16 protein-coding genes and 1 tRNA gene are annotated in these 13,116 nt (G+C 62.0%); 5 read left to right on the top strand and 12 right to left on the bottom strand.

Annotated elements, in window-relative coordinates:
- Positions 1–4: 4 nt before the first annotated feature.
- On the bottom strand, positions 5–130 hold the full coding sequence (locus C437_RS21170; protein WP_004518538.1) for a hypothetical protein: 126 nt from the start codon (positions 128–130) through the stop codon (positions 5–7).
- 137 nt (positions 131–267) lie between these two features.
- The gene (locus C437_RS18510; RefSeq protein WP_004518537.1) at positions 268–801 is read right to left on the bottom strand and encodes an inorganic diphosphatase; all 534 of its coding nucleotides are present in this window, start codon (positions 799–801) and stop codon (positions 268–270) included.
- A 297-nt stretch (positions 802–1,098) separates the two neighbouring features.
- On the opposite strand from C437_RS18510, the gene C437_RS18505 reads away from it, so the two are divergent.
- A complete protein-coding gene (locus C437_RS18505; RefSeq protein WP_004518536.1) occupies positions 1,099–1,458 on the top strand; it encodes a PadR family transcriptional regulator in 360 nt (119 codons plus the stop codon).
- An 84-nt stretch (positions 1,459–1,542) separates the two neighbouring features.
- Here C437_RS18505 and C437_RS18500 read toward each other — a convergent pair whose 3' ends face one another.
- From C437_RS18500 to C437_RS18490, 3 genes are read right to left on the bottom strand one after another with little or no spacing between them, the layout of a single operon-like run.
- Positions 1,543–2,097, bottom strand: a complete 555-nt coding sequence (locus C437_RS18500; RefSeq protein WP_004518535.1) for a DUF7108 family protein — start codon at positions 2,095–2,097, stop codon at positions 1,543–1,545.
- Positions 2,090–2,686 (bottom strand): ribonuclease HI, encoded by a 597-nt coding sequence (gene rnhA, locus C437_RS18495; RefSeq protein WP_004518534.1) that lies wholly within the window; start codon positions 2,684–2,686, stop codon positions 2,090–2,092. The genes C437_RS18500 and rnhA overlap by 8 nt, the downstream gene beginning before the upstream one ends.
- A 47-nt stretch (positions 2,687–2,733) precedes the next feature.
- On the bottom strand, positions 2,734–3,129 hold the full coding sequence (locus C437_RS18490; RefSeq protein WP_004518533.1) for a hypothetical protein: 396 nt from the start codon (positions 3,127–3,129) through the stop codon (positions 2,734–2,736).
- A 100-nt stretch (positions 3,130–3,229) separates the two neighbouring features.
- Between C437_RS18490 and nreA the strand changes: the two genes are divergently transcribed.
- A complete protein-coding gene (gene nreA, locus C437_RS18485) occupies positions 3,230–4,519 on the top strand; it encodes a DNA repair protein NreA (protein WP_004518532.1) in 1,290 nt (429 codons plus the stop codon).
- 93 nt (positions 4,520–4,612) lie between these two features.
- Here nreA and C437_RS20265 read toward each other — a convergent pair whose 3' ends face one another.
- The gene (locus C437_RS20265; RefSeq protein ID WP_139175260.1) at positions 4,613–4,768 is read right to left on the bottom strand and encodes a DUF7560 family zinc ribbon protein; all 156 of its coding nucleotides are present in this window, start codon (positions 4,766–4,768) and stop codon (positions 4,613–4,615) included.
- A gap of 189 nt (positions 4,769–4,957) precedes the next feature.
- On the opposite strand from C437_RS20265, the gene C437_RS18480 reads away from it, so the two are divergent.
- A complete protein-coding gene (locus tag C437_RS18480) occupies positions 4,958–5,386 on the top strand; it encodes an arsenate-mycothiol transferase ArsC (RefSeq protein ID WP_004518531.1) in 429 nt (142 codons plus the stop codon).
- A gap of 144 nt (positions 5,387–5,530) precedes the next feature.
- On the opposite strand, the gene C437_RS18475 is transcribed toward C437_RS18480, so the two are convergent.
- The 4 genes from C437_RS18475 to C437_RS18460 all read right to left on the bottom strand — a co-directional run bounded on the left by C437_RS18475 (position 5,531) and on the right by C437_RS18460 (position 8,687).
- Positions 5,531–6,388, bottom strand: coding sequence for a hypothetical protein (locus tag C437_RS18475; RefSeq protein ID WP_004518530.1), 858 nt, complete (start codon positions 6,386–6,388; stop codon positions 5,531–5,533).
- A gap of 132 nt (positions 6,389–6,520) precedes the next feature.
- Positions 6,521–6,594: transfer RNA gene (locus tag C437_RS18470), tRNA-Ile, on the bottom strand.
- A gap of 81 nt (positions 6,595–6,675) precedes the next feature.
- A complete protein-coding gene (locus C437_RS18465) occupies positions 6,676–7,239 on the bottom strand; it encodes an FxsA family protein (protein ID WP_004518529.1) in 564 nt (187 codons plus the stop codon).
- A gap of 71 nt (positions 7,240–7,310) precedes the next feature.
- Positions 7,311–8,687: a cytochrome P450 gene (locus tag C437_RS18460; protein WP_004518528.1), complete on the bottom strand. Its 1,377-nt coding sequence runs from the start codon at positions 8,685–8,687 to the stop codon at positions 7,311–7,313.
- An 81-nt stretch (positions 8,688–8,768) separates the two neighbouring features.
- Here C437_RS18460 and C437_RS18455 point away from each other — a divergent pair, with 81 nt between their 5' ends.
- Together C437_RS18455 and C437_RS18450 are read left to right on the top strand one after the other, a co-directional pair.
- Positions 8,769–10,382 carry a DUF255 domain-containing protein gene (locus tag C437_RS18455; RefSeq protein WP_004518527.1) on the top strand — a complete coding sequence of 538 codons (1,614 nt, stop codon included), beginning with the start codon at positions 8,769–8,771 and terminating at the stop codon, positions 10,380–10,382.
- A 76-nt stretch (positions 10,383–10,458) separates the two neighbouring features.
- Entirely contained in the window at positions 10,459–11,265 is an 807-nt protein-coding gene (locus C437_RS18450; protein WP_004518526.1) for a TrmB family transcriptional regulator, read from the top strand.
- Between the two features lie 180 nt (positions 11,266–11,445).
- On the opposite strand, the gene mptA is transcribed toward C437_RS18450, so the two are convergent.
- On the bottom strand, positions 11,446–12,375 hold the full coding sequence (gene mptA / locus C437_RS18445; protein ID WP_004518525.1) for a GTP cyclohydrolase MptA: 930 nt from the start codon (positions 12,373–12,375) through the stop codon (positions 11,446–11,448).
- An 87-nt stretch (positions 12,376–12,462) separates the two neighbouring features.
- On the bottom strand, positions 12,463–13,062 hold the full coding sequence (locus C437_RS18440; RefSeq protein WP_049919889.1) for a response regulator: 600 nt from the start codon (positions 13,060–13,062) through the stop codon (positions 12,463–12,465).
- Between the last annotated feature and the right edge of the window lie 54 nt (positions 13,063–13,116).

Below are 13,116 nucleotides of genomic sequence, written 5' to 3'. Positions count from 1 at the left end.
GCAATCAGGACGACTGGTCCGCGTTCTCCGGAACCACCGTCAGATGTGCGATTCCGGGTGTCGACCGTCGCTCGACTCGCGGAACGACAGTCGTGTGGTCCAGCGCCGTGTCGGTGTCATCAGTAGCCATACACGTACCGATAGTGTGTCCACGGGCAAAAAATTACCCATGCTCATACATCATCGGAGACACCTGCCGGTATTACCCCAGGAAATACACTGTACACTGCCAGTAGAACAAAACCGCGGAAGGTGGTCTCAGACGCGTCAGTTGAACTCTTCGTCGTACAGTTCCTGCGCGTGGACGATAGCGTCCTTTGCGGCTTCCTTGTCTTCCCAGCCCAGCGTTTCGACCTCTTTGCCCTCTTCGAGGTTCTTGTAGGTCGCGAAGAACTCGTCAATCTCGTCGAGGGTCTGCTGTGGGATATCGTCGAGGTCTTCAATGTGGTCGTAGCGCGGGTCCTCTGTCGGGACTGCGATGACCTTGTCGTCTTGCTCGCCGTCGTCGTCCATCTTCATCAGGGCAACGGGGCGGGCCTCGATGACACAGCCGGGGAACGTCTGATCTTCGACAAGGACGAGCACGTCGAACGGGTCCTCGTCGTCGTAATACGACTGCGGGATGAAACCGTAGTCGGACGGGTAATGAACGTTTGAATGCAGGACGCGGTCGAGAACGACACCGGGGATGTCCTTCTCGTACTCGTACTTGTTACGCTCGCCTTTCAGGCACTCGACGACGGCATAGATTTCTTCGGGTGGGTTCGGTCCAGTTTCGAGGTCTTCCCAGAGGTTCGTCATCACCGGCGACTGCGCGACGCCGTCAAAAAATCCTTTCGTAATAGCCACAGCTACTCGGTATTATGCCCTATATAACCCAATAATATCTAACTACAGATATATTCTTAGATTACACTTACCGCCTGTAAACGACAATCTGAAAGCAAATTAATCGAAAAAGCCATTCGGCCGAGAGTGTATAATATAACTTTCACAACAGTATTGTACCTGCTAGTTGTGTGGTGGTTAATGCCCCACAGAAGGCGTTGTGCGCCAGAGTTAACAAGTGTTAAATAGCTTGCTGACATTTACCCAAGTATGTCAGAGGCACAAACAGTTACTGACAGTCCGGGCATCGCAAAAGAACTTACCGCTTTTCAGCAGAATATCCTAGTAATACTCGCTGAAGAGCCACGGTATGGTCTCGCTATCAAGCGCGAACTCGAAGAATACTACGACGACGAAGTCAACCACGGTCGCCTGTACCCGAACCTCGACGACCTCGTCGAGATGGGTCTCGTCGAGAAGAGCGAACTCGACAAGCGAACGAACCAGTACTCCCTGACGGAGTCGGGCAAGGACGCAGTCCTTGACCAGCTTGGATGGGTGTTCGGAAAGTTCATTTCCGACGACGGTCGAGCCGACGAACTCCGTGATCTGATCGCGGCACAGCAGTAGACTCGCATCTGGGCACCTGCGAACTACTGTTAATCAGTTCTTAACGCGAAACAAACACTGATTACCGACGGGTGTGCCGAACAGTTACGCATCGGGAACGCAGCCACCGGCTTCTTCGACGGTAAGACGGATCGACTGGTCCAGAACGGATTGTTGCTCCGCAGTTGGCCAGGCGTTCCGGCGGACGTAGTCGTCCCGAAACTCCTGTAGTTCGTCCGGCGTCGCCTCCGAAATCGGTTTCGCGTAGTGATTCCCCATGAAATCGGCGAGCAGTTCCGCGTTGGCCCCGTGAGTCTCGCCGTGTGCTTCGGTGACAGCTTCGACGACGGCTCGGTTTGCAGCGTCGATCTCTGCCCACTCGTCCGGGTCACCGGGTCCTGAGAGCCGTCTCTCGACACCACGGTCGATATCGTCGACCCGTTCCGGACGGATGACACCGTCTTCGACCCATTCGACGGGATGGCAGACGAGCACGTCACCCGTCTCGTCGTTCCTAACACGGGCAGTGTAGTCGTACCCGGCGAGGATTTCGTCACGTTCGGTCCTGTAAGCGTCGGCTTCGGCATCGTCGACCGCCTCGCGAGCGAGTCTAGTTAGCCGTTCGGCCTGTTCAACCACGTCTGTCGGCAGGTCAGTCATCGTCAAGTGCGTCGTTCGCTAGTTCGTCTGCCCGGTCGTTTATTTCCCGCGGAACGTGCTCTATCTGCCAGTCGTCGAAGTCGGTCAGCAGTTCACGCACACGGACACGGTTTTCACGCAGCTCTGGGTCGTTCGTATCCCACTCACCACGGACCTGTTTGACAATAAGCTCAGAGTCGCCTCGAATATGGACATCGTCGAACCCGTAATTACGTGCGACTTCGATCGCGCGGATGAGTGCTTTGTATTCCGCCTGGTTGTTCGTCGCTGTTCCGATCGTCTCCCCACCCTCCGTGACGATTCCGCTGTCGTCGACCAGTACGTAGCCGACTGAAGCCGGCCCCGGGTTGCCACGCGATGCACCATCAAAATACGCATGCACGCGCCCGCCATCGTTGCCCCGCAGCAGGGCCTCAAGTTGTGCAGTCCCCTCGCCCTGCACGACGACTTTTCCGTCGTAGGCGACCGCTGTCGCACCGCCGTGTGCAACGCGCCAGCGCTCGTGGTCAGTGTTTCCCTGTTGAACATCGAGTCCTGCGTCCGCCAGTCGCTTGCGTGCCGTCGTCTCGTCGCATTCGATAACCGGCATTGTCCGAGGGTGGCTGACCCGTCGATATAGACGTTGTGATTGGGCTATCAGTTCCCGGCTCTACTGCTGATTCGTTCAGCACCAGTCTGTCGGCCCTCTTCCCCGCCCAGAAACCGACCCAGAACGCCGACTAGCCCACCGATGGTGACAACAGCTCCAGTGGCAAACATTACCGACAGGATTGGGTCGACAGGCTCGATGAGGATGGGTGAGAGAAACAGGACAACCCCGGACAGAATGGCTATCGCTGCTGCAGTTGGACTTACCTGTTTCCCCGATGAGACACGGTACGTGGAATGGGCGAGCGTGAGAGCCGCGAGTTCCCCGACGAGGAGGTTGACCAGTGCCTGCTGGTACGCGACCGGAATAAGCGCCGAAACGAATATCACAGCCATGCTGACCAGCGTTGCCCCGAGCAGGAACCACTTCGTTATATTTACCATGATTTATATCACCTGTTGTTACTCAACCCAACCCTGTAAGAGTTGCTCTCCCACGGACCGCCGGAAAGGTTCTTATCGGGGAGGAACGAAAGCGTGACAGATGCAACTCGACGAGTTCATCGAGGGGTTCGAGGAGGACGAGGCCGCACAGCGGCGGCGCCTCGCGGCAGAGAAGTCCTACGCCATCACGGACCACCTCGAAGACGTCGAGCAGCAGTTCGAGGCAGCGGTGCAGGGCGATTCGCTGTTCGGGTCGACGGCCCCGGAAATCTTCGTCGGCCGGTCGGGATACCCCAACGTCTCGACGGGTCTGCTCTCCCCGGTCGACACCGACGCCGCCGCTGCCGGGTTCGCGACAAGCGGCGACTGGTATCAGGAGGGGCTTGGCATCGAAGACGTACTCCAGCGCCGGACCGGCATGGTGAACTCGACGCAGACGACGTCGGTCGATTCCGTCAGCGCCGGTAGCGGGCGCGGCAGCGGTGGGGTCCACGATGTCTGGAACGGTTTCGTCGGCGTCCAGCGGGAAGTCGCTATCGCGGACCATCCCGTCGACGTAGAGGTCGGACTCGACGGCACCCCCGAGATGGACGTGAAATTCGACGACGTGGGCACGCCGACGGGACCGCGGGCACACGCGACAGGGGCCGACCTAGCGGAGAACCCCCACGTCCCCCGTCCAGTCGAGAAGACGCTGTCCGATGACGACTGGCGCGCGGAGGGCGCGATGGCGTACCTGTACCGGCGTGGATTCGACGTGTACGACATCAACACTATCCTCTCTGCGGGCGCGCTGGGACAGGCCAGCGAGCGGTCACTGGTGCCGACGCGGTGGTCGATCACCGCCGTCGACGATACCGTCGGCCAGTACGTCCGGGGCACGCTACGCAACGCCGACACCATCGACAAGCCCGAATTGTGGTACAACGAGTACATGGGGAACCGCTACTGGGTCGTGCTCGCCCCCGGCCGCTGGGAGTTCGAACTCGTCGAGATGAAAGCGCCCCAGAGCGTCTGGAACCCGCGTCCAGAGACTGGGTACTACATGTCCAGCGCCCACGAGGGGTACGAGGGTCGGACCGCCTACGTCGAGGAGACGGCCGGAGCGTACTATGCGGCACGGCTGGGCGTCCTCGAACATCTGCAGGAGCGCGACAGACAGGCGAAGTGTCTGGTGTTGCGGGAAATCACCGATGAGTACTGGGCTCCTGTCGGCGTCTGGCAAGTGCGCGAGGGCGTCCGAAATGCGTTTGACGGCGAAGCCGGGACTGCCCAGTCCTTCCGGGAGACGCTGACGGCCATCGCCGACCAGCTCCCCGTCACTCTTGGGCAGTTGCGGCGCAAATCCGAACTGGTTGCCGGGCTGCAGTCGCAGTTAAGCGATTTCTAACGGCAACTGAACTCGACAACGACGGCTACTTACGCACCTGCTGTCGGCACCGCCAGCCATCACTGCTACTCAGGTCGACGGTACGTCTCAGGTTCACTCGGTGTTGTGTGGCGAAACCTCGACGAACGCCGGGGTATCGACCGCTCCGGCACAGACGGGGCATCCAACAATCAACAGGCGCTCGCGGACCCCGCCGTCGACCGTTGCACACGCATCACAGTTCGGGCACGTGAAGCGGTACTCCGACATGTACTCAGCCACGGACTGGGATAGCCGAAGGAACTGGCCCCTCAATGTGGAGGGAATATACATGCGCGGGGCGACCCACCCATGGTTCGGCTCGCCGACCGGTGCGCCGTACGGTGAAGAGTCCCAGATATATAGCCCACAATAGCGGTCTTAGGAAGGGTTAAATCGGTGGCTTGGAACGGTTACACAATGACTGATACGCCCCTGAGGTTCGGATTCGTCTGCGTCCAGAACGCCGGCCGGAGCCAGATGTCCGCGGCGTTTGCCGAACGCGAACGGGTCCGTCGTGGCCTCGAAGACGAGGTCGAAATCCTGACAGGCGGTACAGACCCCGCAGACGAAGTGCATCCGGAGGTCGTCGAGGCGATGGCCGAACTCGACATCGACCTCTCCGACCGGGTCCCGCAGGCTGTTTCGGACGACGAACTCAACGGGTGTACCGTCGTTGCGACGATGGGCTGTTCGACGCTCGAACTCGACGCCGACGTCGCGGTTCGCGACTGGGCGCTAGATGACCCACACGGGCAGTCAGTCGAGCGGGTGCGAGAAATCCGAGATGAAATCGAAGAGCGTGTTGCCGATCTGTTCGACGAATTCACCGACGAGACCACCGCTTGAAGCCATAGACACACCGGACGCACTGCGCTCGTACACTCAAGTGCCATCGGATTTCAATGGCTGGGATAACGGCCATCTGATGCAGACGCTGAACCTATCGCGGTCCGAGGCGGTGACCGCGTCGTGTTAGTTCTTGGCTGCTGGCTACCACTCGACGTAGGTGAGATAGTCGACCTGTTCGTAGCTCAGAAGCCACGTTCCGTAGCTATCTGTGACCTCGATTCCATCGTGCTCCCGGATGCGGTCGGTGACCGATCGGAACGCCTTATCATCCTGAAAGTACCCGCCGTCGATGGCTTCCTCGACAACTTCTCGCTCGGCTTCGGAAAGGCCCGTGAGCGTGAACAGGTATCGGTCTCGGATCTGGTCAGCAAACGAGTCCACACCCGACGCAACTTCCGTCACCTCGTACCGGTATTCGGTCTCCGTGGTCGTTCGCGTGCTAACTGTCAGCCGGTAACGGTCGCCGTCGTGGACGATAATATCGTACTGTTGCTCGGGAACGAACACCGAGCCGTCGCCCACCTCCTCGGCGGTACCGTACCCGACACCCACGTCGTACCCGTCCCCGCTGGGCGGGTTGTCGTCTGAAATGATTGGATCAAGGCGCTGTCGGTCTGCCTCCGGTAGCTCCTCGTAGTCGACCGCACCGATTTCCGGCGTCGAATCGGCTGGGTCGAAATCGATTCGGACCTCGTACACGGTCACTTCGTTGCTCTCGAGAGGCGTCTCCGAAACGTCGTAGAACGTCTCGTCAATCCGGACAGTATCGATCTGGTCGAACAGTTCGTTTCGACCCCGGCGCGTCGCAGTGCCGTTTTCGATGGCTGCCGAGACGACGGTGTGCTCCGCCGACGTGGGGTCGGGCGACATCGACACTTCGTCGGCGATGTCAGCTGCCGTCGCGTCGTCCATATCCAGCACGACAGCAGGATGACCGCAGCCGGCGACAGCGACCGAGAGGAGGGTTGCTCCACTTGCGAGGAACCGGCGTCTGCGCATACAGCTACTGACAAGCAACCGGAATGAAAGCGTTCCGGGTCGGTTTCCCTGACTACTGGGGTACGAGCGCCGGTGCGCCGGTAGACTGCCTGCAGTCAAGACTATGTGAACGATAGTTCGCGACGAGAATAGTGGGCCAACGCGGATTTGAACCGCGAACCTCCCGGTTATCAGCCGAGCGCTCAACCTGATTGAGCTATTGGCCCGACGCATTCAGTTGTACCCGAGGGGTATTGAAAAGGGTAACGTTTCGAGACCGGTTGGGGATGTGAAACCGCGTCAGGGCTTCAGTTTTCGTCGTTGTCTTCGAAGTCGACGTCGGTGGCTTCGTTGGGGTCGAATGAAGTCCCGGAGCCGGATCTGGAACCGGAACCGGGACTGGGGCCGCCATCTGGACCGGTCGGACCGGGGCCAGCGGGGCCGTTTTCGTCGTTGGGAAAGCCGCCGACGTACACCTGACCGCTGGCGAAGCCGCCGGTCTTGGCGTCGACGTACGGCTGGACGACCCAGCGGCGCGTGGCGGCGCGGACGGGGTAGCGAGTGAACGGCACCGCAAGCAGAAGGCCGACGAAATCTGTCACCAGGCCGGGGGTAAGGAAGAACGCGCCGGCGGCGATGAGAAGGCCGCCGTCGATGAGTTCGTCGGTCGGAAGTTCGCCGACTGCGAGCCGCTGTTGGATCTTCCGAAGCGTCGCCCGGCCTTCGGCGCGGACCAGCAGCATGCCGACCAGCGCCGTCAGAACGACGAGCGCGACCGTCACGAGCGAACCGAGGAACGGTATCGCAACCGTCACCAGCAACACGATGTCAAACAGCGGGATGAGCAGCAATAGCCCGATGACCCGGAGCATACGACTGCTTGCAGGCCCGTCCCCAAACGCCTTTCGAGAGCGAGACCGGGCTGTCGGTCGCCGGAGGAGCGTCAGCGTTTCCGCAGTCGAACTTCGACCGGGTCCGTGGGACTCAGGGTAATCTGCATCGCCAGCGACAGCGGCGGTTCGGTGACCGCTTCGACGGCATACTGCTGGGCGATGGTCGCCAGGGCGAGTTTGGCCTCCATCCGGGCGAAGCGCATTCCGATGCAGTGGCGCGGGCCACCGCCGAAGGGGTAGTAGGCGTAGTCTGGGAGAGACGCTTCGAGGTCGTCGTCCCACCGTTCAGGGCGGAACGCATCGGGCGCGTCGTACCAGCGGTCGTCCCTGTGGACGAGCCACTGCGGAAGGGTGAGCTGTGCGTCGGGAGAAATATCGTAGCCGCCGAGGGTCACCGGTTCTTTGGGCTGACGAAACACCGTGAACGCAGGGGGGTACAGTCGCAGCACCTCGTTCAGCACGGCGTCGAGATACGGCAGTTCGAACAGGTCCTCGGGCGTCGGCTGGCTGTTCCCCAGCGTTTCGTCGAGTTCATCGTGGAGTCGTTGCTGGCACTCGGGGTTGTTCGCCAGCAGGAACCAAGCGTAAGTCAGCGTCAGCGCCGTCGTGTCGTGGCCGGCGACGAGAAAGGTAAGCAGCTGGTGGCCCAGTCGCTCGCGGTCCATCGTCTCGTCGTCGAGCGAGAGCAGCAGCGAAAGCACGTCGTCGCGCGCCTCACGGGCGCGCTCATCCTCGCGCTGGCGGGCGGCGATAACGTCGTCGAGCGTGGACTGGAACTCGGCCAGCGAGCTGTTGACAGCGCGGTTCGTCGCCGTCGGAACCCACAGCGGGAGGTACGCCGACAGCGACCGCGGGTCCAGTCGCTTGCGCAGCGCGTCCAGGAGCGGTTCAAGGGCAGCCGCGGTGGTCTCAATGTCGACATCCAGCAGCGTCTTTCCGAGAATGTTCAGCGTCAGCGACTGCATATGCGGGAGCACGTCGATGCGCTGGCCGTCACTCCAGCCTGTCGCCGTCCGGTCGGCGAATGCGGTCATCGTGTCGCCGTAAGCGGCGATGCGTTCCCGGTAGAACGCCGGCTGGAGCGCCGTCCGCTGGCGCTGCCACTCCTCGCCTTCCAGCAGGAACAGCCCCTCGCCGATGAACTGGCCGAGGGTGTCCTGAAGGAGTTGCCCCTTCTCGTAGGCGTCGGCGTCGGTCACCAGCACCTGCTCGACGAGGTCGGGATGGCAGACGAAACAGCCCGTCGTCCCGGCGACGCTGTACCCCACCACGTCGGCCTCGTGGGCACCGGCACGGTCGTAGAAGCCCAGCGGGTCACGCAGCATCGCGGCGGTGTTGTCGAGAAACGGGACACGGCCGAGACGAGGCGGCCGGTCGCCCGGTGTGACCGGCTCCGGTGGTTCGAGAAGCGCCTGCTGAGTATCCATCGCCCACGCTTGGGTCGCCCCGCCAATCGGTCTTTCGCCGGGAGTGAGAGGGCCTTTGTACGCCCACCGCCCAGACCCGGTATGGATGAGTACGCACGCGACACGAAGGTCGAGTGGCGCGAGTGGGGCCTGGCCCCCTTCGAGGACGCCGCCGAGTCGGGGAAGCCGGTGCTGCTGGCGCTGACAGTCCCGTGGAGCGCCGAGTGCCGGGCGATGGACCGGGGCACGTACGGCGAACCGCGCATTGCGGCCAACATCAACGACGGATTTGTTCCGGTCCGCGTCGACGCCGACCGGAACCCGCGCGTCCGAGAGCGGTACACGATGGGCGGGTTCCCGTCGACGGTGTTTCTCACCTCCGAGGGCGAGGTCATCACTGGCGCGACGTTCCTTGGGCCGGATGGGTTCCGCGGCATTCTGGACTCTGTCCGAGAGTCGTGGGACGCCCAGGGCGCGGCAGCGGGCTCGATTCCCCGACAGCTACAGGACGAGTCGCCGCCGGCCGGCGAACTCCGGCCACGCATCGAGGAGCACATGGTCGAGCAACTGCTGGGCGCGTTCGACGACGAGTTCGGTGGCTGGGGAACCGACGTGAAGTTTCCGCTCCCCCGAACCGTGGAGTTCGCCCTCGTCCGGGCGCGTGACCAAGCCACTCGGACGCTCGAAGCGATCCGCACACACCTGCTTGACACCTACGATGGCGGCTTCTTCCGATACTCGACGGAGCGCAACTGGGGGAACCCGCGACGTGAGAAACTGCTCGACGAGAACGCCGCCCTAGTCCGGGCGTTCGCCCACGGCTACCGCTACACGGGAACCGAGGCGTACCGGGACGCCGCCCAGCGGACCGTCGACTACCTCACGACGACGCTGTGGGCCGGCGACGCGTTCGCGGCGAGCCAGGCCGGTTCAGACGAATACTACCGGCTGGAACCGAGCGAGCGCGAAGGGACAGTGTCGCCAAACGTCGACAAGACGGTGTTCGCCGACCGCAACGGGCTCGCAATCGATGCCCTGCTGTGGGTCGCTGCCTACACCGACGACGAGCGGGCCCAGCAGTACGCCAGTCGCGCCCGGGACGCTGTCTGTGCGACGCTCGTCGACGGCGGCGAGGTGGCACACTACGACGGCACGGACAGCGACACCGGCATGCTACTGGACCAAGCCCAGCTCCTCCAGGGGCTGACGACGAGCTGGCAGGTCCTCGGTGAGCCGGGGCCTGCAGAAGCTATCGCGGACTGGACCATCGAAAACCGCCAACAGGATACGGGTGCGTTCCGCGACGGGCCTGCAAGCGGGCCGGGACTTTGCGACCGCTCGCTTCACCCGCTCGACGCGACGGTGGAACTGGCCGACGCACTGGTCGACCTCGCGGCGCTCACCGGCGAGGATCGGTACCGCAACGCGGCGCTGTCGGCCGTCGAGTCCTTCGCCGGGGCGGCCGAACGGATGGGCGTCGAAGTGGCCGGCTACGCCGGTGTCGCGGCCCGTCTTCAGCAGCCCCAGACGCTCACGGTCGGCACCGAAGCGGGGACCGACCTCCACCGCGCGGCGCTACGACTGGCCGACCACGAAACAACGGTCGTCCCGGAGCCGGACGGCGACGGCACGGCACGACTCCTCGACGGGGATGCTATCGTCGCTGAGGGGACGACGCCGGCCGAGCTCGAAGCCTCGCTAACTGGCGAGCGCTGACACGAACAACGGTAGCAAACGTGGACAAACGGTAAACCCACGACAAGTTTTTGCACACGTACCTTGATGTATGGGTATGTCCAGTCTCAGAGATCTCGGACTCTCCGAATATGAAGCCAGAGCATACCGGTCACTGCTGGAAACGGGACCGACAACAGCCAAGGAACTATCGCGGGCCAGTGATGTCCCGATGGGCCGCATCTACGACGTCCTAAACAGCCTCGAAACGTACAATCTCGTCCGCAGCCAGACCGCCAGCCGACCCAAAAAGTACGTCGCCGTCGAGCCGGACACGGCCCTCGACCGCCTGCTCGAAGACAAGAAGCGCGAGCTTCAGGAGAAGGTCGGCCAGTACGAGGAGATCGTCGACGACCTCTCCTCGCAACTGGAGTCGGCAGACCCTGTCGAGGAGCCGTTCTGGACGGCCGCCGTCGGCCCCAACAATTCGCTTGACCTGTTGCTTGAGCGGCTGGCCGCCGCCGACGACGAGATTGTCATGGTCGGCTCGGCACCCGCCCGGCAGGTGGACATTCTCTCCGGGACCGAGCGGATTGTGGATGAACTCGAAGCGGCGCTGGAACGGGGCGTCGAAGTGTCCCTGCTCGTCCGACCGGATCTGTTCGAGAGCCTTCCTGAAGAAGCCAACCGCGAGTACTACGAGCGCCTCTTCCACTACGACAACTACAGCGCCCGCGCCAGTCCCAATATCAGGACCACATTCGAGCTACTCGATGGGGTCGAGGTCTGTATCGAGGTCCCACATCCGCTGGGCCGCGAGGAAACCTTCGGCGTCATCGACATGAAAGACTCCGATTTCACTGCCGATATCAGCCAGGCGTTCGAAGAACACTGGGCCGAAGCAAAGCCGGTCGGCCCGCCGTAGTTCGAGCACCGGAACGGGGGAGCGAAAAGCGAGTCACAGATAGTGGCCGTACGCCAGTGAATCACCTGGCACAAGAACAACGGCGGTTTCGCGAACTGCTGTGCTCAGACTTTAGCGTTCGCAACTGAGACACGTAGCGTCTCGCGCGCCCCGCTCAGCGTTCTGAGGCAGTCGCTGGACTCAGTCCTCGCTGACTTCCTGTCGCAGAGCACCCAGCTGCGCTACACGCTCGGCGTGGGCGTTGTGCTGGTGGATGGACTCGTCGTTGGACTGTTTCATCGTCACGACGGCATCGTCCGGCAGGTCCGGGAACGTGTCGACGACGCCCTCGGCGAGCGCGCGCACACAGTCCTCGACGAACTTGGCGTCCTTATGGGCCTCGTAGGTCATGTGGTCCTCGTCGGGCCGCTTCGCGAGGTTGTAGATGCGGGCGCTCATCGAATCCCGGGCTACCTCGATAAGTTCGTTCAGGTCGACCTCAGGCGCGCCGTCGCTCTGGACGGTGAGCGTGGCGTGGCCTCGCTGTGAGTGGCCGGCCTGCGGATTGGTTTCGAGGAACTCCTCGATGACATCGTCTTCGACGTTTAGCTGCTGGAGCGTCTCGCGTGCGCGGGACGCGGACATCCCCTGAGAGCACGGGCAGACGGTCATCCCGGTGACGCGGGCACCGATCTCCTCGCTCGTCCCGTCTTCGGTCGCTGTCGCCGAGGCGATGATATCGGCTGTCGACTGGGTGGCCATCCCCGACTCCGGCGTCTTCTCGTGGGTGACGTACTCGGCCTCCATCCGAACCTCCGCTTTCGTCGTATAGTCGTGCTTCTCAAGCAGCAGTTCGGCGGCGTCACCGCAGACATCCTCGACCCGGTAGGCCTCTTCCGAGACGGCGGTTTCTAGCGTCTCGTCGATAACCTCCATATTGCGGGACATATCCGCTCCCTTTCGCCAGGACGGCAGGTCCACGAACACTTCGAACTCCGCCATGAGTACGATGGGGTCGCGGTCGCGACGCCCCAGTTTGACGAGTTTCTCGACGCCCGTCACACCGACGCGATTGAGACCGACCGTTACGTCCGGACTCGACGCCTGCACGTCCGGGAGTTGTTGACTCATTGCCCTCCCTATGGAAGAGAATCGGTTAGTGCTTTCGAAAGGGTGGGCGGGTCGCCGTGAGTCTCGAAGAGACCACTCCAAGCTGGGTCAAAGCTGCGTGCTGTCAGGCATTGATTCGTCCGTCTCAAAGTTCCGGAACAGCAACTCGAAGTCAGTGGCGTCGAACGACTCCGTGAGTTCGTCAAGTTCCGCACGGACTTCCTCAAGCTCGGCTCTCAGTGCAGTGAACTCCTCGCTCTCATCGAGGACGGCCTGTGGTTTTGACGAGTCCAGTGCAGCGTATTTGGCCGTGAGCGAGTAGCACTCACGCAGTCGTTCCTCGTAATCGGCGTACAGCAGTAACTGTTCGATCGTCTGGAAGAGGTCCTCCTTCGACACTGGTTTGAGGACGTAGTCATCGAAGGGCATCTCGATGATGTCGAAATCGGGGTCAACTGCGGTCACCATCGCCACGCGCGTGTCGTAGCGTTTCTCACGGATGGCCGACAGCACCTCGTCGCCGGAGAGGTCCGGCATCCGCCGGTCTAACAGGACAACGTCGACCGTGGAATCGAGCTTCGAAAGGGCGGCCTCACCGCTGTATGCTGTCTCGACTACGTACCGGTCCTGTAACTGTTCCGCGTACACGTCGGCCACCGCTGGTTCGTCGTCGACGACGAGGATTGTCACTCGCCGACTCCTTGTCATTATATAGCATATTTACAACAGAATCGCAAAAGGATTCCGGCCGTCCCAAGCTGG

It is taken from the genome of Haloarcula vallismortis ATCC 29715 (assembly GCF_000337775.1).
GTDB classification, from domain to species: Archaea; Halobacteriota; Halobacteria; order Halobacteriales; family Haloarculaceae; genus Haloarcula; species Haloarcula vallismortis.
Note: the sequence above shows the minus strand (reverse complement) of the source record. Positions and strands in the feature narration are given on the sequence as shown.